Here is an 18,086-nt window from a genome sequence, read left to right on the forward strand (position 1 = left end):
CGCCGTTTGTTATGCGCGAACCGAAATCGCCAGGAACCCAGTATGTCTCGCCAGGACGCGAACGCAGCCTTTGCCCTGTCATCATTTTTGCAGGGCACCAACGCCAGCTACATCGACGAAATCTACGCCCGCTACGAAAAGGACCCCTCCTCGGTCGACGCCGAGTGGCAGGAGTTCTTCAAGAGCCTCAACGACCAGCCGGCTGACGTCCGGAAGAACGCCGAAGGCCCGTCCTGGGAGCGCGACAACTGGCCGCTGACCCCGAAGGACGACCTGACCTCCGCACTCGACGGCAACTGGGCCGAGGTCGAGAAGGCGGTCGGCAGCAAGATCGCCGCGAAGGCACAGGCCAAGGGCGCCGACATCTCCTCCGCCGACTTGCTTCAGGCCACGCGCGACTCCGTCCGCGCCCTGATGCTGATCCGCTCCTACCGCATGCGCGGCCATTTCCACGCCAAGCTCGATCCGCTCGGCATCGAAGCCCAGCGCAACCGCGAAGAGCTCGACCCGCGCACCTACGGCTTCAGCGAAGCCGATTTCGACCGCAAGATCTTCCTCGATCACGTGCTCGGCCTCGAATACGGCAGCTTGCGCGAGATCACCGCGATCTGCGAGCGCACCTACTGCCAGACGCTCGGCGTCGAGTTCATGCATATCAGCAATGCCGCGCAGAAGGCGTGGATCCAGGAGCGCATCGAGGGTCCGGATAAGGAAATCTCCTTCACCCGCGAAGGTCGCCGCGCCATCCTGATGAAGCTGGTCGAGGCCGAAGGCTTCGAGAAATTCTGCGATACCAAGTTCACCGGCACCAAGCGCTTCGGCCTCGACGGCGGTGAATCCCTGATTCCCGCGCTCGAGCAGATCATCAAGCGCGGCGGCAATCTCGGCGTGAAGGAAATCGTGCTGGGCATGCCGCATCGCGGCCGTCTCAACGTGCTAACGCAGGTGATGGGCAAGGCCCACCGCGCACTGTTCCACGAGTTCAAGGGCGGCTCGGCCAATCCTGACGCGGTCGAAGGCTCCGGCGACGTGAAGTACCACCTCGGCGCCTCCTCGGACCGCGAGTTCGACGGCAACCGCATCCATCTGTCGCTGACCGCGAACCCCTCGCATCTCGAGATCGTCGATCCCGTCGTGCTCGGCAAGGTCCGCGCCAAGCAGGACCAGCACGGCGATCCGCCCGACATGCGTATCTCTGTAATGCCGCTGCTCATGCATGGCGATGCGGCCTTTGCGGGTCAGGGCGTCGTTGCCGAGTGCTTCGGCCTGTCGGACCTGAAGGGCTACCGCACCGGCGGCTCGGTGCACTTCATCGTCAACAACCAGATCGGCTTCACCACCTATCCGCGTTATTCCCGTTCTTCGCCTTACCCGTCGGACGTCGCGAAGATGATCGACGCGCCGATCTTCCACGTGAACGGCGACGATCCGGAAGCTGTGGTGTTCGCCGCGAAGGTCGCGACCGAATTCCGGCAGAAGTTCCACAAGCCTGTCGTCATCGACATGTGGTGCTATCGCCGCTACGGCCACAACGAAGGCGACGAGCCGGCGTTCACGCAGCCGGTGATGTACAAGCGGATCGCGGCCCATCCCTCGACCCTCACGCTCTACTCCAAGCGCCTGATCGCTGAAGGCGTGGTCACCGAGGGCGAGGTCGACAAGCTGAAGGCCGACTGGCGCGCCCGACTCGATGCAGAGTTCGAGGCCGGCACCTCCTACAAGCCGAACAAGGCCGACTGGCTCGACGGCAAGTGGGCGGGCTTCAAGATCGCCGACCAGGAAGAGGACGCCCGTCGCGGCGTCACCGGCGTCGATCTTCCTGTTCTCAAGGATATCGGCCGCAAGATCACCAAGGTGCCGGATGGCTTCCGCGTTCACCGCACGATCCAGCGTTTCCTGGAAAACCGCTCCAAGGCGATCGAGAGCGGCAACGGCATCGACTGGGCGACCGGCGAGGCGCTGGCGTTCTGCACGCTGCTGAACGAGAACCACCATGTCCGTCTGTCCGGCCAGGACTGCGAGCGCGGCACCTTCTCGCAGCGCCACTCGGTCCTGATCGACCAGGAAGACGAGAGCCGCTACACGCCGTTCAACCATCTCGGCCACGAGCAGGGCCATTACGAGGTCATCAACTCGCTGCTGTCGGAAGAAGCCGTGCTCGGCTTCGAATACGGCTACTCGCTTGCCGAGCCGAACACGCTGACGCTGTGGGAAGCCCAGTTCGGCGATTTCGCCAACGGCGCGCAGGTCGTGTTCGACCAGTTCATCTCCTCGGGCGAGCGCAAATGGCTGCGCATGTCCGGTCTCGTCTGCCTCTTGCCGCACGGCTATGAGGGGCAGGGACCGGAGCACTCCTCGGCGCGTCTCGAGCGCTACTTGCAGATGAGCGCCGAAGACAACATGCAGGTGGTCTATCCGACCACGCCGGCGAACTACTTCCACGCGCTGCGCCGGCAGCTGCATCGCGAGATCCGCAAGCCGCTGATCATGATGACACCGAAATCGCTACTGCGTCACAAGCGTGCCGTGTCGCGTCTCGAGGAGCTCGCGAAGGGAACGACCTTCCACCGCATCCTGTACGATGACGCCCAGATGCTGCCGAACGAGCCGATCAAGCTCGCTCCGGACGAGAAGATCCGCCGCATCGTGCTCTGTTCGGGCAAGGTCTATTACGACCTCTACGAGGAGCGCGAGAAGCGTGGCATCGACGACATCTATTTGATGCGCGTCGAGCAGCTCTATCCGGTGCCGCTGAAGGCGCTGGTGGCCGAGCTGTCCCGCTTCAAGAAGGCGGAAGTGATCTGGTGTCAGGAAGAGCCCCGCAACATGGGTGCCTGGCACTTCATCGAGCCCTATCTGGAATGGGTGCTGAACCAGGTGAACGGTGCGAGCCGGCGTCCGCGTTATGTCGGCCGCGCCGCTTCCGCCGCGACCGCCACTGGTCTGATGTCCAAGCATCAGGCGCAGCTGAAGGCGTTCCTGGACGAAGCACTGAGCTGAACTTTTCGAACTGCGTCATGCCCCGCTCCAGTGCGCTCTTGCGCACGAGGGCGGGGCATCCAGCAAGACGTGACGTCCTCGTGCATGCGATGCGTCCCGGCTTGATGGGTGGCCTGCTTTTCGCCGGCCGTGACATCGGAATTCCTGTCCGCGACTGCGATCCCTTAAGGAAAAGACCATGACTGAAATTCGTGTGCCGACGCTCGGCGAATCCGTCACCGAGGCCACCATCGGCCGCTGGTTCAAGAAGGCTGGCGACCCGGTCGCCGTCGACGAGCCCTTGGTGGAGCTCGAGACCGACAAGGTCACCATCGAGGTCCCCGCGCCCTCCGCCGGCACGCTGAGCGAGATCATCGCCGCCGATGGCGCCACCGTTGCGGTCGGCGCGCTGCTCGGCCAGATCACCGACGGTGCCGGTGCTGCCAAGCCCGCGGCCGCGCCCGCCAAGCCCGCCGCTGCTCCGGCACCTGCCGCTGCCGCCCCGGCTGCTGCGTCCGCCGCCAAGGCGCCGCCGGCCGATGCGCCGCTCGCGCCGTCCGTGCGCAAGCTCTCCGCCGAGACCGGCATCGATGCCTCGACCGTTCCGGGCTCCGGCAAGGACGGCCGCGTCACCAAGGGCGACATGCTGGCCGCGATCGAGCGTGCGGCTTCCGCGCCGACCCCGGTCAACCAACCCGCCGCCGCCGTGCAGGTCCGTGCGCCATCCCCGGCCGATGACGCCGCCCGCGAAGAGCGCGTCAAGATGACCCGCCTGCGCCAGACCATCGCCCGCCGCCTCAAGGACGTGCAGAACACTGCGGCCATGCTCACGACCTTCAACGAGGTCGACATGACCAACGTCATGGCGCTGCGTGCCCACTACAAGGATGCGTTCGAGAAGAAGCATGGCGCCAAGCTCGGCTTCATGGGCTTCTTCACCAAGGCCGTCGTGCAGGCGCTCAAGGACATCCCGGCCGTCAACGCCGAGATCGACGGCAGCGATCTGATCTACAAGAACTACTATCACATCGGCGTCGCCGTCGGCACCGACAAGGGCCTCGTCGTGCCCGTGGTGCGCGACTGCGACCACAAGTCGATCTCCGACATCGAGAAGGGCATTGCCGATTTCGGTCGCCGCGCTCGTGACGGCCAGCTCAAGATCGACGAGATGCAGGGCGGTACCTTCACCATCACCAATGGCGGTATCTACGGCTCGCTGATGTCGACCCCGATCCTGAACGCGCCGCAGTCCGGCATCCTCGGCATGCACAAGATCCAGGATCGCCCGATGGTCGTCGGCGGCAAGATCGAGGTCCGCCCGATGATGTATCTGGCGCTGTCCTACGATCACCGCGTGATCGACGGCAAGGAAGCCGTCACCTTCCTGGTCCGCGTCAAGGAAAGTCTGGAAGATCCGGCGCGCCTGGTACTCGATCTCTGATTCCTGATGCTTTGAAGACGCCGTCGCCTGCATGGGCGACGGCGTTTGTCGAATGATGGAGGCGGACGTGACCGATAAAGTCGTTGTCATCACCGGCGGCAGCCGCGGCATCGGGCGGGCGACCGCGATTGCGGCGGCCGCGCGCGGCTATCGCGTCGTGGTCGGCTATGCCAGCAACAAGAAGGCTGCCGACGAGGTCGTCAGCCAGATCGAGGCCAGCAACGGCAAGGCCATCGCGGTGAAATGCGATGTCGCGGAAGAGCGGGATATCATCGACCTGTTCAAGCAGGCCGACAAGTTCGGCACGCTGGGCGCCCTCGTCAACAATGGCGGCATCGTCGGCCAGAGCGGCGTGCGCGTCGACGAAATGTCGGCCGAGCGCATCCAGCGCGTGCTGGCGGTCAACGTCACCGGCTCGATCCTCTGCGCGCGCGAAGCGGTGAAGCGGATGTCGACCAAGCACGGCGGCAAGGGCGGCGTCATCGTCAACCTGTCGTCGGTCGCTGCCAAGCTCGGCGCGCCCAACACTTATGTCGACTATGCCGCGTCCAAGGGCGCGGTCGATTCCTTCACCATCGGCCTCGGCTATGAGGTCGCGGCCGAAGGCATCCGCGTCGCCGCGATCCGCCCCGGCCTGATCGACACCGAAATCCACGCCTCGGGCGGCGAGCCCGACCGGCATCATCGCCTGGCCCATATGGTGCCGATGAAGCGCGTCGGCACTGCGGATGAAATTGCCAATGCCATCGTCTGGCTGATGTCGGACGATGCCTCCTACGTCACTTCAGCCATTCTCGATGTGTCCGGCGGACGCTGACGCGCCGCGCGGACGCTGACACATCCTCATCACGCTAAACTTACGGGACTTTCTCTCATGGCTACCTACGATCTCGTCGTCATCGGCACCGGACCTGGCGGTTATGTCTGCGCGGTGCGCGCCAGCCAGCTCGGCATGAAAGTCGCCGTGGTCGAAAAGAACGCAACGCTCGGCGGTACCTGCCTCAATGTCGGCTGCATGCCCTCGAAGGCGCTGCTGCATGCCTCCGAGATGTTCGAGGAAGCCGGGCACTCCTTCGCCAAGATGGGCGTCAGCGTCTCTGCGCCGAAGCTCGATTTGCCCGCGTTGATGAACTTCAAGCAGCAGGGCATCGACGGCAACGTCAAGGGCGTCGAGTTCCTGATGAAGAAGAACAAGGTCGACGTGCTCAAGGGCACCGGCAAGATCTTGGGCACCGGCAAGGTCGAAGTCTCCGCCGACGGCAAGTCGCAGGTGATCGAGACGAAGAACATCGTCATCGCCACCGGCTCCGACATCGCGCGCCTCAAGGGCATCGAGATCGACGAGAAGCGCATCGTGTCCTCGACCGGCGCGCTGTCGCTGGAGAAGGTCCCCGGCAAGCTGCTGATCGTCGGCGCCGGCGTGATCGGCCTCGAGCTCGGCTCGGTGTGGAAGCGGCTCGGCGCCGACGTCGTCGTGGTGGAATTCCTCGACCGCATCCTGCCCGGCATGGACGGCGAAATTGCAAAACAATTCCAGCGCATCCTTGAGAAGCAGGGATTTGCGTTCAAGCTCGGTGCCAAGGTCACTGGCGTTGATACGTCAGGCAAGACGCTGAAGGCGACGGTCGAGCCGGCCGCCGGCGGCGCTGCCGAGACGATCGAGGCCGACGTCGTGCTCGTCTGCATCGGCCGCGTGCCCTACACCGACGGTCTCGGCCTGAAGGAAGCCGGCGTCGCGCTCGATCCGCGCGGCCGCGTGCAGATCGACCCGCATTTCGCCACCAGCCTGAAGGGCGTTTATGCCATCGGCGACGTCGTCGCAGGTCCCATGCTCGCGCACAAGGCCGAGGACGAAGGCGTCGCCGTCGCGGAGGTCATTGCGGGCCAGGCCGGCCACGTGAACTACGACGTGATCCCAGGCGTCGTGTATACCACCCCGGAAGTGTCCTCCGTCGGCAAGACCGAGGAAGAGCTGAAGCAGGCCGGCGTCGCCTATACCGTCGGGAAGTTTCCCTTTACCGCCAACGGCCGCTCCAAGGTCAACCAGACGACTGATGGCTTCGTGAAGATTCTCGCAGATGCGAAGACCGATCGCGTGCTCGGCGTGCACATCATCGGCATCGAGGCCGGCGAAATGATCCATGAGGCCTGCGTTCTCATGGAGTTTGGTGGCAGTGCGGAAGATCTTGCCCGCACCTGCCACGCTCATCCGACGCGCTCCGAGGCCGTCAAGGAAGCCGCGCTTGCAGTCGGCAAGCGGGCCATCCATATGTAGGTCGCGCCCAGCGCCGAATCGGGCGGGAAACACATGCTGCGCCGCCTTCTTCAACCGGTCTGGGTCCTGCTGGCGATCATCTTTCTGATCGAAGCCTGGCTGTGGGACCATCTCGAGCCGATCGTCGCGCGGATTGTCGCGCTGATTCCGCTCGCCCGGTTCAAGGCATGGCTGGCGGAGCGCGTCGATGCACTCTCCCCGGCGATGACGTTGATCGTCTTCGCCGTCCCGATCATCCCGCTGTTTCCGCTCAAGCTGGTCGGCCTGTGGCTGCTCACGCATGAATACTGGACCAGCGCGGTCTTCACGATCCTGTTCGCGAAGATGCTCGGCGTCGGCGTCACCGCCTTCGTGTTCGACGTCACGCGCGACAAGCTGCTGGAGATGCACTGGTTCGAGCGGATCTACGAGCTCGTGCTGAAGCTGCGTGCCAAGGCGACCGAGATCGTCGAGCCGATCAAGCGGCGTATCCGCGAGCTGATCAAGGGCAACGGTGAAGGCTGGTCCGCGCGCACGCTCCGCCTGATCCAGCGCTTCCGCAAGAGCGTGCACGAAGCGCGCTGAGCGCTTTGTCTCTCGCCGTCACCCTGAGGTGCTCGCCCTCTTCGGCGAGCCTCGAAGGGCGACGACCCGGCTGCATCTCGGCCGTTCATCCTTCGAGGCTCCGCCCACGATGCGCTCGCATCGCGGGCCTCGCACCTCAGGATGACGGGTTTAGCGTCGAGTTCGTTGTCGTAACTCTCACCCGTGTAGATGCAGCAGATGCGGCGCCCAGGCGCCGAGCATGGTCATGCCGAGGCCGGCGAGCGTCAAGAGGCCGGCGATCCAGGCGAGTGGCAGCATGCCGGTGATGATCGTCGCCGACGCCAGCACGATGCCGATCTGGAAGGCGGCGGAGGCCAGCTCGAAGTGATGATATTTCGCGGTGGCCTCGTCGCGCTCATGCTCGGCGTGCTTGGCCTTCTCGGCGAGCTGCTCGGTGCCTTCGCCGGTCTCGGGCTCGGAGCGGTAGCGCTGCGCGGTCTTGGTCCAGTCGTCGATCTGCTTCTGCACCGCGGCCTTGGTGGCGTCGTCAACCCCCGACCCCAACGTCAGCTTGCCCTGCTCGGCGGCGGTCTGCACCACGGTGCGGCGGACGCTCTTGGCCTGGAAGAACGCCCAGAGATTGGCGGCCTCGACGTTCTTGCTGATCGATTCGGTCTGGGCGCCCTTGCCGAGCGTCTCGGAGATCGCCAGGAACAGCGCCAGCACGGCAATCAGAAGGGCGATCTTCTTGTTCTCGCCGGACGCGTGCTCGGCATGCTCGGCGTGCTCCATGCTTTCGTGTGCGCTCATCAGTCCCTCCTGTCTCGGTTCCGCAACGATTGACCGAACCGCGCGGCCTGCGCAAGAGGCACGCGCGTGATGACAGCTTCATGTCAGGGAATTCGCGCCGCTTTCAGCGACTCCCTCACTCTTTCAGCGTCTTGGGTGCGCGCTCGCATAGACTTCCAGCAATCGCTCGGAATCGATGCCGGTATACACCTGCGTGGTCGAGAGCGAGGAATGCCCGAGCAATTCCTGGATCGCGCGCAAATCGCCGCCGCGTGACAAGAGATGCGTGGCGAAGGAGTGCCGCAGCGCGTGCGGCGTGGCGCTGTCGGGCAGGCCCAGCGCGCCGCGCAGCCGCTCCATCGCCAGCTGGATGATGCGCGGGCTCAAGGGACCGCCGCGCGCGCCGACGAAGATCGGCCCCTCGGCGGGAAGCGCATGCGGGCACATCGCGACATATTCGTCGATCAGCGCCAGCACGTTCTGCAGCACCGGCACCATGCGCGTCTTGTTGCCCTTGCCTGTCACGACCAGCACGTCGCCTTCGCCTGCTTTCGGCACCTCGCGGCGCTTGAGGCCGAGCGCTTCGGAGATGCGCAGGCCCGAACCATAGAGCAGCGCCATCACCGCGGCGTCGCGTACCAGGATCCAGGTCTCGCGCTCCTCGCCGGCACGCTCGTCGGCGTCGGCAAGGCGTTTCGCGGAGGCCATCGGCAACGGTTTCGGCAGGCTTTTTGCGACCTTCGGCGCGCGGATGGCGGAGAGCGCGCCGACCTTGCCCTTGCCTTCGCGCTCGAGGAAGCGGCCGAACGAGCGCAGGCCCGCCAGCGCGCGCATCAGGGAACGGCCGGCAATCTCGTCGGCGCGGCGCATCGCCATGAAGGCGCGCACATCGGTCGCTTCAAGCGAGGCGAACCGTTCCAGCGTCACGCGCTCGCCCCAATGGCTGCACAGGAAATCCAGACACTGCCGCAAGTCCCGGCCATAGGCCTCCAGCGTCTTCGGCGACAGCCGCCGCTCGGCGCCAAGATGCGACAGCCAGCGCGCCATCTCCTGCGCGATCGAGGGATCGGCGCTGGCAAGCTCGATGTGTGGGGCGGCCGCTTTGCTCATGCGCTCTGGACGGAATGATTCCGCACAGTATATCGCATCACACAGGTTTACTGTTCGCTAAGGTGCCGGCGGCGCGCTAGCCTTCAGGCCCGCAAGGTTCCGATTCTCCGCTCATGGATCATTCGTCGCGCAGCTCGACCGCCCCCGCCAACGCGACCCGCATGGTCGACGTGCTGGTGCCGGTCGCGCTCGACCAGACCTATTCCTACAAGGTGCCGCGGGGCATGGAGCTGAAGGCCGGCGATCTCGTCGGCGTGCCGCTCGGTCCGCGCGAGGTTCTGGCTGTGGTCTGGGGCGAAAACGCCAATCCCGATCCGCGCCTGCACAACCGCCTCAAGGAGGTCAGCGAGAAGCTCGACATTGCGCCCTTGAAACCCGAGCTGCGCTCGGTCGTCGACTGGGTCGCCAATTACACGCTGAGCCCGCGCGGCATGGTGCTGCGCATGTGCCTGCGCATGGGCGAGAACCTCGGCCCCGAGCGCGTGCGTCCCGGCGTGCGGCTAACAGGCGATCCGCCGCGGCGGCTGACGCCGGCGCGGGCGCGCGTGCTCGAGGTGCTGTCGGACCGGCTGCTGCACGGCAAATCCGAGGCGGCCAGGGAGGCCGGCGTCTCTGCCGGTGTGATCGACGGCCTCGTCGACGAAGGCACGCTGACGGTCGAGCCGATGCCGCCGCCGCCCCCGCCACCTAGCCCCGATCCGGAATTCGGCCGGCCGGATTTTTCGCCGTTACAGCGTGCTGGCGTGGATGCGATGCGCGCGCTCGCGGCCAACGGCACTTTTCACGTCGCGCTGCTCGACGGCGTCACAGGCTCCGGCAAGACCGAGGTCTATTTCGAGGCCGTCGCCGAAACCATCCGCCGCGGCAAGCAGGCGCTGATCCTGATGCCGGAGATCGCGCTGACCGGCCAGTTCCTCGATCGCTTCGCGCAACGCTTCGGCGTGCGCCCGATCGAATGGCACTCGGAGCTGACACCGCGCACCCGCGCGCGCAATTGGGCAGCGATCTCCGAAGGCACCGCGCCGGTCGTGGTCGGCGCGCGCTCGGCGCTGTTTCTGCCTTACGCCAATCTCGGCCTCATCGTGGTCGATGAAGAGCACGACCAGGCCTACAAGCAGGACGAGGGCGTGCACTACCACGCCCGCGACATGGCGGTGGTGCGCGCGCATATCGCCAAGATCCCGATCGTGCTGGCCTCGGCGACGCCCTCGGTCGAGTCAGAGGTCAATGCGCGCAAGAACCGCTATCAGCGCGTCGCGCTGCCCTCGCGCTTCGGCGGCCAGCACATGCCGCATATCGAAGCCATCGACCTGCGCCGCGAGCCGCCGGCGCGCGGTCGCTATATCTCGCCGCGCCTGGCTGGCGAGATCAGGGGCGCGATCGAAAAGCGGGAACAGGCGCTGCTGTTCCTCAATCGCCGCGGCTATGCGCCGCTGACGCTGTGCCGTGCCTGCGGCCATCGCTTCGCCTGCACCATCTGCGATGCCTGGCTGGTCGATCATCGCTTTCGCCAGCGCCTCGTTTGTCACCATTGCGGCTTCTCGATGCCGCGCCCGCAGACCTGCCCGCATTGCGCCGCCGAGGAATCGCTGGTGGCCGTCGGCCCCGGCGTCGAGCGCCTGCAGGAGGAGGCGGCCGCGCTATTCCCGGAGGCGCGCACCATGGTGCTGTCGAGCGATCTCATCACCTCGATCGAGACCATGCGGAGCGAACTGGCCGAGATCGCGGAGGGCCGTGTCGACATCATCATCGGCACGCAGCTCGTGGCGAAAGGCCACAATTTCCCGCGGCTCAATCTGGTCGGCGTGGTCGATGCGGATCTCGGTCTTTCCAACGGTGATCCGCGCGCGGCGGAGCGCACCTGGCAATTGCTCAACCAGGTGATCGGCCGCGCCGGCCGCGAGCAGGGCCGTGGCGTCGGCTATCTGCAGACGCACCAGCCCGATCACCCCGTCATGAAGGCGCTGATCGCCTGCGACCGCGAAGCCTTCTACGACAGCGAGATCGAGCTGCGCGAGAAGACGCTGTATCCGCCGTTCGGGCGCCTTGCGAGCCTGATCATCTCGGCGGGCGACCGGCCGAGCGCGGAGGGCCTCGGCCGCAAGCTCGTGGCGCTCGCACCGCGCGACGACCGTGTCGTGGTGCTCGGGCCTGCGGAAGCCCCACTCGCCGTCATCAAGGGCCGCTACCGCTTCCGCATCCTGGTGAAATCGGCGCGCGGCTTTGACCTGTCGGATTATCTGCGCAACTGGCTCGCGGTCTGTCCGAAACCGACCGGCAACCAGAAGCTCGAAGTCGATGTCGATCCGCAGAGCTTTTTGTAGGGGCGCCTCTCTCTCCTCTCGTGCCCCGGACGCGGCGCAGCGCCTCTTCGGCGGTGCGCTGCAGAGCCGGGGCCATGCTGCGCAGGAGTTTGCGGCTTCTGGGTCCCGGCTCTGCGCCGCAACGCTCGCGCGTTGCAGCTTGTCCGGGACACCGGAGCCAAACAAAAAGCCCGCGGTCCCCCAAGACCACGGGCTTGTTTCACGCGCGCATCAAACTGGCTCATGTCCCTGCGGGACGATGATGGAAACTGCGCGTGTGGCTAAGGCGCTTGTCGCGCCGTTAGGAGACGACTTCCGCGGTGACGCGGCCGACGCCGGCACCGGTGAGGCCGATGGCGCGGGCAGCGCCGGTGGAGAGGTCGAGCACGCGGCCGCGCACGAACGGGCCACGGTCATTGATGGTGACGATGACGCTCTGGCCGCCATGAGTCACGCGGACCTTGGTGCCGAACGGCAGGGTCCGGTGCGCCGCGGTCATGGCGTTCTGGTTGAAGCGCGCGCCTGAGGCGGTGCGGCTGCCGGACTCGTTGCCGTAATAGGAAGCCATGCCGGAGAAGCTGTGGCCCGTGCCCGACGACGGCGTCATCGACGCATTGGCGTTGAGCCAACCGGAGGTCGCGTTGGTCTCGTCCTGGGCCTGATGGCGGTGGTGGTGAGAACCCCGGTGGTGATGCCTGGATTTGGCGGAAGCCTCGGTGGCAGTTCCACCGACGAGGAGAGTTGCAGCGACGAATGCGATCGCCGTACGCGGCCGGGTCATCATGCCCAGCGTCTTGAAAGACAGCATTTAGTGGTCCCTACGCTAGTATTGCCACATATGTGGCTAGTGGAGCCCCCATCAGTTTGTGAGCGGGTTGGCGTTTCGATTCCCAATGAGGCATGAATTGGGCAGTATTTCCGGTAGGTGCCCCGATGAAATATCTTGTGACCGGAATCGATAATCAGCCTAAGTTCCGTAATATTTTGCTTTAATGGTTTATTAACTGATCGATTACTTGCGAATACTGTAGAACGAAGTCATCGCTCTACCAGTTTAGAATTCGGTAAGTATTCGACGGGTGCGGCCGGTGCGGCCGGGGTCACGCCTCAGCGAGCCGTGTTCATGGCCGCTATGCGTTCAAGGCAGGAACCAATGTGCATGTGACCGCCGTAACAGTCGTGACAATTCCGTGTCATGGCACCTCGTCGCATCGATCGCAGCAAGGCTGTCGCGCGCTGCGATGAACTTGCGACAGAAGGTCGTGCCTTTAATTTGGCGTCATGTTGCACGTGCGCGCCTGCTATGTTAGCAAAGCCGCGATTTTAACGAGCCCGGCACGTCCCGTGCTGGTCGAAAATCGAAGTCCCGCTTGAATTCCAAGGGCTTGGATCGCTAGGCGCCGCGTTGTGGCGACGGTTTTTCCCTTGCGAATTTGACAGCTAAAAGAGCGCGTCTGTGGCTGCAGAAGATACGTCCGTTTCCGGTGTGTCAGGCCGTTATGCAACGGCCTTGTTTGAACTGGCCCGCGACCAGAAAGTGGTCGACGAGGTCAAGGCTGATCTCGACAAGTTCGAGGCCCTGCTGAACGAAAGCGCTGATCTCAAGCGCCTCGTCCGCAGCCCGGTGTTCGCGGCCGACGCCCAGTCCAAGGCCCTCGCGGCCGTCCTGGACAAGGCGGGCATCGCCGGCATCACTGCCAATTTCCTCAAGGTGCTGACCGCCAACCGCCGCCTGTTCGCGGTGGCCGACGTCATCCGCGCCTATCGCGCCCTCGTCGCCAAGTTCAAGGGCGAGGCGACCGCCGACGTCACGGTGGCGGAAGCGCTTTCGGACAAGAATCTCGACGCCCTCAAGGTTGCCCTGAAGTCGGTGACCGGCAAGGACGTCGCGCTCAACGTGAAGATCGATCCCTCGATCATCGGTGGCCTCGTCGTGAAGCTGGGCAGCCGCATGATCGATAGTTCGCTTCGCACCAAACTCAATTCGATCAAGCACGCGATGAAAGAGGCAGGCTGATGGACATCCGCGCCGCGGAAATTTCCGCGATCCTCAAGGACCAGATCAAGAATTTCGGCCAGGAAGCTGAAGTCTCCGAAGTCGGACAGGTGCTGTCCGTCGGCGACGGTATCGCCCGCGTCTACGGTCTGGACAACGTCCAGGCCGGTGAAATGGTCGAGTTCGAGAACGGCACCCGCGGCATGGCGCTGAACCTCGAAACCGACAACGTCGGTGTCGTTATTTTCGGTGCCGACCGCGAGATCAAGGAAGGCCAGACCGTCAAGCGCACCCGCGCCATCGTGGACGCGCCGGTCGGCAAGGGCCTGCTCGGCCGCGTCGTTGACGCGCTTGGCAATCCGATCGACGGCAAGGGTCCGATCCAGGCCGACAAGCGCATGCGCGTCGACGTCAAGGCGCCCGGCATCATTCCGCGCAAGTCGGTGAGCGAGCCGATGGCGACCGGCCTCAAGGCGATCGACGCCCTGATCCCGATCGGCCGTGGCCAGCGCGAGCTGATCATCGGCGACCGCCAGACCGGCAAGACCGCGATCGCGCTCGACACCATCCTGAACCAGAAGCCGCTCAACGCGCAGCCCGACGAGAACATCAAGCTGTACTGCGTCTACGTCGCGGTCGGCCAGAAGCGTTCGACCGTCGCCCAGTTCGTGAAGGTGCTGGAAGAGCAGGGCGCGCTCGAATATTCGATCGTTGTCGCCGCCACCGCGTCCGATCCGGCGCCGATGCAGTACATCGCGCCCTTCACCGGCTGCACCATGGGCGAGTACTTCCGCGACAACGGCATGCACGCGGTCATCATCTATGACGATCTGTCCAAGCAGGCCGTCGCCTACCGCCAGATGTCGCTGCTGCTGCGCCGTCCGCCGGGCCGCGAAGCCTATCCCGGCGACGTGTTCTATCTGCACTCCCGCCTGCTCGAGCGCGCGGCGAAGCTGAACAAGGACCAGGGCTCGGGCTCGCTGACGGCGCTGCCCGTCATCGAAACCCAGGCCAACGACGTGTCGGCCTACATCCCGACCAACGTCATCTCGATCACCGACGGTCAGATCTTCCTGGAAACCGACCTGTTCTTCCAGGGCATCCGTCCCGCGGTGAACGTCGGTCTGTCGGTGTCGCGCGTGGGTTCGTCGGCGCAGACCAAGGCCACCAAGAAGGTCGCCGGCAAGATCAAGGGCGAGCTCGCGCAGTACCGCGAAATGGCGGCGTTCGCGCAGTTCGGCTCCGACCTCGACGCCTCGACCCAGCGCCTGCTCAACCGCGGTTCGCGCCTGACCGAGCTCTTGAAGCAGCCGCAGTTCTCACCGCTGAAGATGGAAGAGCAGGTCTGCGTGATCTGGGCCGGCACCAACGGCTATCTCGATCCGCTGCCGCTCAACAAGGTGCGCGCGTTCGAGGACGGCCTGCTCTCGCTGCTGCGCGGCAAGCATGTCGACATTCTCAACGCGATCCGCGACAGCCGCGACCTCTCCGACGACTCCGCTGCCAAGCTGAAGTCGGTGGTCGAAGGTTTCGCGAAGAGCTTCGCGTAATCACGAGCTGTCATGGCCGGTTCGCCGGCCATGATCGTTTTCGCGAACGGCACAACAACAAGAAGCATGCCCGGCGCCCGGCCGGGCATTGCGATAGGGACAGGCTAGCGGTCCGACGCTTCAGTCGAACCGCCGGGGTGAACGAAGAATGGCGTCACTTAAAGACATGCGCGTCCGCATCGCCTCCACCAAGGCGACGCAAAAGATCACCAAGGCCATGCAGATGGTCGCGGCCTCGAAGCTGCGCCGCGCGCAGACCGCCGCGGAAGCGGCGCGCCCCTATGCCGACAAGATGAGCGCGGTGATCTCCAACATCGCCAGCGCTGCCGCGGGTTCGCCCGGCGCGCCGACGCTGCTGGCCGGCACCGGCCGCGATCAGGTTCATTTGCTGCTGGTCTGCACCGGCGAACGCGGCCTGTCAGGCGCGTTCAACTCGTCGATCGTGCGTCTGGCCCGCGAGCGCGCGCTGGCGCTGATCGCGCAGGGCAAGGAAGTCAAATTCTTCTGCGTCGGCCGCAAGGGTTACGAGCAGCTCCGCCGCCAGTTCGACAAGCAGATCGTCGAGCATCTCGACCTGCGCAGCGTGCGCCAGCTTGGCTTCGTCAACGCCGAGGACATCGCCAAGAAGGTGCTGGCGCGGTTCGACAACGGCGAGTTCGACGTCTGCACTCTGTTCTACTCGCGCTTCCGTTCGGTGATCGCCCAGATCCCGACCGCCCAGCAGATCATTCCGCTGGTCGTCGAGGAGGCGGCGAGCGCCAACACGACGTCTTACGAATACGAGCCGGAAGAGGACGAGATTCTCACCCGTCTTCTGCCGCGCAATCTCGCGGTCCAGATCTTCCGCGCGCTGCTCGAGAACAACGCCTCGTTCTACGGTGCGCAGATGAGCGCGATGGACAACGCGACGCGCAACGCCGGTGAGATGATCCGCAAGCAGACGCTGGTCTACAACCGCACGCGTCAGGCGCAGATCACCAAGGAACTGATCGAAATCATCTCGGGCGCCGAAGCCGTCTAGCCAGGACGCATCGGTACCCATCAATGCAACATCCCGGTCGATTGACCGTGGCTTACTAGTTCGGATCGAAGGAGACATTCAATGGCAGCCCAGGTCGGTCGCGTCACCCAGGTCATCGGCGCCGTCGTCGACGTGCAGTTCGAAGGCCACCTCCCGGCCATTCTCAACTCGCTCGAGACCAAGAACGGCGGCAACCGCCTGGTGCTCGAAGTCGCCCAGCATCTCGGTGAGTCCACCGTCCGCACCATCGCGATGGACACCACCGAAGGTCTGGTCCGCGGCCAGGAAGTCACCGACACCGGTTCGCCGATCCGCGTTCCCGTCGGCGAAGGCACGCTCGGCCGCATCATCAACGTCATCGGCGAGCCGATCGACGAAGCTGGTCCCGTCAAGACCGATGGCCTGCGCGCGATCCACCAGGAAGCGCCGACCTACACCGACCAGTCGACCGAGGCTGAAATTCTCGTCACCGGCATCAAGGTCGTCGACCTGCTCGCGCCTTACGCCAAGGGCGGCAAGATCGGCCTGTTCGGCGGCGCCGGCGTCGGCAAGACCGTGCTGATTCAGGAGCTGATCAACAACGTCGCGAAGGCGCACGGCGGTTACTCGGTGTTCGCCGGCGTCGGCGAGCGCACCCGCGAGGGCAACGACCTCTATCACGAGTTCATCGAGTCCAAGGTCAACGCCGATCCGAAGAATCCCGATCCGAGCGTGAAGTCGAAATGCGCGTTGGTGTTCGGCCAGATGAACGAGCCCCCGGGCGCCCGCGCCCGCGTCGCGCTCACGGGTCTGACCATCGCCGAAGACTTCCGCGACCAGGGCCAGGACGTGTTGTTCTTCGTCGACAACATCTTCCGCTTCACCCAGGCCGGTTCGGAAGTGTCGGCGCTGCTCGGCCGTATTCCTTCGGCGGTGGGTTATCAGCCGACGCTCGCCACCGACATGGGCGCGCTGCAGGAGCGCATCACCACCACCCAGAAGGGCTCGATCACCTCGGTGCAGGCCATCTACGTTCCGGCCGACGACTTGACCGACCCGGCGCCGGCGACCTCGTTCGCGCATCTTGACGCGACCACCACGCTGTCGCGCTCGATCGCTGAAAAGGGCATCTATCCGGCGGTGGACCCGCTCGACTCGACCTCGCGCATGCTCTCCCCGCTGGTCGTCGGCGAGGAGCATTACGCGGTCGCCCGTCAGGTCCAGCAGGTGCTGCAGCGCTACAAGGCGCTCCAGGACATCATCGCCATTCTCGGCATGGACGAGCTTTCGGAAGAGGACAAGCTGACCGTGGCCCGCGCCCGCAAGGTCGAGCGCTTCATGTCGCAGCCGTTCCACGTCGCCGAAATCTTCACCGGCTCGCCCGGCAAGTTCGTCGACCTCGCCGACACCATCAAGGGCTTCAAGGGCCTGGTGGAAGGCAAGTATGACCACCTGCCGGAAGCCGCCTTCTACATGGTCGGCACCATCGAAGAGGCGGTCGAGAAGGGCAAGAAGCTGGCGGCGGAAGCGGCCTAAGCTAACGACTAGCGAATAGGGAGTAGCCGCAAGCTGCTTCCTCTTTTGCCACTCACCACGCGCAGGTTTGTTATGGCCACCTTCCACTTCGATCTCGTCTCTCCGGAAAAGCTCGCATTCTCGGGCGAAGTCGACCAGGTCGACATTCCCGGCGTCGAGGGTGACTTCGGCGTGCTGGCAGGTCATGCGCCTGTTGTGGCTGCGATCCGCCCGGGCATTCTCACCATCACCACTGCTGGCAAGCACGAGAAGATCATCGTGCTCGGCGGTCTTGCCGAGGTCTCGGAAAAGGGCCTGACCGTCCTCGCCGACGTCGCGACGTCGCTGGCCGAGCTCGATCGCGCCCAGTTCGCCGAGACCATCTCGGAGATGGAAGAAGGGCTGAAGGAGCACGAGGGCGGCGAGCTCGATCAGGCCATCGAGCGGCTCGATCACTACAAGAGCATCCAGCAGCAGCTCAATACCACGGCTATGCACTAAGCCCCGGCGCATTGCTCCGGGGCTCAAGCCTCGAATTCCTGAACAAATTCAGCGCTCGTCACCATCAGTGGCGGGCGCTGAAACTTTGTTGCACCGCGCCGG

General features: G+C 64.8%; 14 protein-coding genes. 11 read left to right on the plus strand and 3 right to left on the minus strand.

Annotated features, from left to right (window positions below; all coding sequences use genetic code 11):
* Window positions 1-42 precede the first annotated feature (42 nt).
* The 5 genes from XH89_RS02085 (at window position 43) to XH89_RS02105 (ending at window position 7,259) form a co-directional block, all read left to right on the plus strand.
* Window positions 43-3,000 (plus strand): 2-oxoglutarate dehydrogenase E1 component, encoded by a 2,958-nt coding sequence (locus XH89_RS02085; protein WP_194465495.1) that lies wholly within the window; start codon window positions 43-45, stop codon window positions 2,998-3,000.
* A gap of 178 nt (window positions 3,001-3,178) precedes the next feature.
* Window positions 3,179-4,420 carry a 2-oxoglutarate dehydrogenase complex dihydrolipoyllysine-residue succinyltransferase gene (gene odhB, locus XH89_RS02090; protein WP_194465496.1) on the plus strand — a complete coding sequence of 414 codons (1,242 nt, stop codon included), beginning with the start codon at window positions 3,179-3,181 and terminating at the stop codon, window positions 4,418-4,420.
* Between the two features lie 55 nt (window positions 4,421-4,475).
* The gene (locus XH89_RS02095) at window positions 4,476-5,237 is read left to right on the plus strand and encodes an SDR family oxidoreductase (protein WP_194468338.1); all 762 of its coding nucleotides are present in this window, start codon (window positions 4,476-4,478) and stop codon (window positions 5,235-5,237) included.
* Between the two features lie 57 nt (window positions 5,238-5,294).
* Window positions 5,295-6,695, plus strand: coding sequence for a dihydrolipoyl dehydrogenase (gene lpdA / locus XH89_RS02100; RefSeq protein WP_194465497.1), 1,401 nt, complete (start codon window positions 5,295-5,297; stop codon window positions 6,693-6,695).
* Between the two features lie 33 nt (window positions 6,696-6,728).
* On the plus strand, window positions 6,729-7,259 hold the full coding sequence (locus tag XH89_RS02105; RefSeq protein ID WP_194465498.1) for a hypothetical protein: 531 nt from the start codon (window positions 6,729-6,731) through the stop codon (window positions 7,257-7,259).
* A gap of 177 nt (window positions 7,260-7,436) precedes the next feature.
* On the opposite strand, the gene XH89_RS02110 is transcribed toward XH89_RS02105, so the two are convergent.
* Both XH89_RS02110 and XH89_RS02115 read right to left on the minus strand, forming a co-directional pair.
* Entirely contained in the window at window positions 7,437-8,030 is a 594-nt protein-coding gene (locus XH89_RS02110) for a DUF4337 domain-containing protein (protein WP_194465499.1), read from the minus strand.
* A 123-nt stretch (window positions 8,031-8,153) separates the two neighbouring features.
* The gene (locus tag XH89_RS02115) at window positions 8,154-9,119 is read right to left on the minus strand and encodes a tyrosine recombinase XerC (protein WP_194465500.1); all 966 of its coding nucleotides are present in this window, start codon (window positions 9,117-9,119) and stop codon (window positions 8,154-8,156) included.
* Between the two features lie 113 nt (window positions 9,120-9,232).
* Here XH89_RS02115 and XH89_RS02120 point away from each other — a divergent pair, with 113 nt between their 5' ends.
* On the plus strand, window positions 9,233-11,443 hold the full coding sequence (locus XH89_RS02120) for a primosomal protein N' (protein WP_194465501.1): 2,211 nt from the start codon (window positions 9,233-9,235) through the stop codon (window positions 11,441-11,443).
* A gap of 280 nt (window positions 11,444-11,723) precedes the next feature.
* Here XH89_RS02120 and XH89_RS02125 read toward each other — a convergent pair whose 3' ends face one another.
* Window positions 11,724-12,230, minus strand: coding sequence for a septal ring lytic transglycosylase RlpA family protein (locus XH89_RS02125; RefSeq protein ID WP_194465502.1), 507 nt, complete (start codon window positions 12,228-12,230; stop codon window positions 11,724-11,726).
* Window positions 12,231-12,878: 648 nt separating this feature from the next.
* On the opposite strand from XH89_RS02125, the gene XH89_RS02130 reads away from it, so the two are divergent.
* The 5 genes from XH89_RS02130 to XH89_RS02150 all read left to right on the plus strand — a co-directional run bounded on the left by XH89_RS02130 (window position 12,879) and on the right by XH89_RS02150 (window position 17,984).
* Entirely contained in the window at window positions 12,879-13,439 is a 561-nt protein-coding gene (locus XH89_RS02130; protein WP_194465503.1) for a F0F1 ATP synthase subunit delta, read from the plus strand.
* A complete protein-coding gene (gene atpA / locus XH89_RS02135; protein ID WP_194465504.1) occupies window positions 13,439-14,968 on the plus strand; it encodes a F0F1 ATP synthase subunit alpha in 1,530 nt (509 codons plus the stop codon). Before XH89_RS02130 ends, atpA begins: the two co-directional genes overlap by 1 nt.
* A gap of 148 nt (window positions 14,969-15,116) precedes the next feature.
* Complete coding sequence (locus XH89_RS02140; RefSeq protein ID WP_194465505.1) at window positions 15,117-15,989, plus strand: F0F1 ATP synthase subunit gamma; 873 nt, start codon at window positions 15,117-15,119, stop codon at window positions 15,987-15,989.
* An 81-nt stretch (window positions 15,990-16,070) separates the two neighbouring features.
* On the plus strand, window positions 16,071-17,504 hold the full coding sequence (gene atpD / locus XH89_RS02145) for a F0F1 ATP synthase subunit beta (RefSeq protein ID WP_194465506.1): 1,434 nt from the start codon (window positions 16,071-16,073) through the stop codon (window positions 17,502-17,504).
* Window positions 17,505-17,576: 72 nt separating this feature from the next.
* Window positions 17,577-17,984 carry a F0F1 ATP synthase subunit epsilon gene (locus XH89_RS02150; protein ID WP_194465507.1) on the plus strand — a complete coding sequence of 136 codons (408 nt, stop codon included), beginning with the start codon at window positions 17,577-17,579 and terminating at the stop codon, window positions 17,982-17,984.
* Window positions 17,985-18,086: the final 102 nt, after the last annotated feature.

The organism is Bradyrhizobium sp. CCBAU 53340, assembly GCF_015291645.1.
Classification (GTDB): Bacteria; Pseudomonadota; Alphaproteobacteria; order Rhizobiales; family Xanthobacteraceae; genus Bradyrhizobium.

Coding starts and splice junctions, on each gene's coding strand:
- XH89_RS02085 (WP_194465495.1), top strand. CDS start 43: ATGTCTCGCCAGGACGCGAACGCAGCCTTTGCCCTGTCATCATTTTTG.
- odhB (WP_194465496.1), top strand. CDS start 3,179: ATGACTGAAATTCGTGTGCCGACGCTCGGCGAATCCGTCACCGAGGCC.
- XH89_RS02095 (WP_194468338.1), top strand. CDS start 4,476: ATGGAGGCGGACGTGACCGATAAAGTCGTTGTCATCACCGGCGGCAGC.
- lpdA (WP_194465497.1), top strand. CDS start 5,295: ATGGCTACCTACGATCTCGTCGTCATCGGCACCGGACCTGGCGGTTAT.
- XH89_RS02105 (WP_194465498.1), top strand. CDS start 6,729: ATGCTGCGCCGCCTTCTTCAACCGGTCTGGGTCCTGCTGGCGATCATC.
- XH89_RS02110 (WP_194465499.1), bottom strand. CDS start 8,030: ATGAGCGCACACGAAAGCATGGAGCACGCCGAGCATGCCGAGCACGCG.
- XH89_RS02115 (WP_194465500.1), bottom strand. CDS start 9,119: ATGAGCAAAGCGGCCGCCCCACACATCGAGCTTGCCAGCGCCGATCCC.
- XH89_RS02120 (WP_194465501.1), top strand. CDS start 9,233: ATGGATCATTCGTCGCGCAGCTCGACCGCCCCCGCCAACGCGACCCGC.
- XH89_RS02125 (WP_194465502.1), bottom strand. CDS start 12,230: ATGCTGTCTTTCAAGACGCTGGGCATGATGACCCGGCCGCGTACGGCG.
- atpA (WP_194465504.1), top strand. CDS start 13,439: ATGGACATCCGCGCCGCGGAAATTTCCGCGATCCTCAAGGACCAGATC.
- XH89_RS02140 (WP_194465505.1), top strand. CDS start 15,117: ATGGCGTCACTTAAAGACATGCGCGTCCGCATCGCCTCCACCAAGGCG.
- atpD (WP_194465506.1), top strand. CDS start 16,071: ATGGCAGCCCAGGTCGGTCGCGTCACCCAGGTCATCGGCGCCGTCGTC.
- XH89_RS02150 (WP_194465507.1), top strand. CDS start 17,577: ATGGCCACCTTCCACTTCGATCTCGTCTCTCCGGAAAAGCTCGCATTC.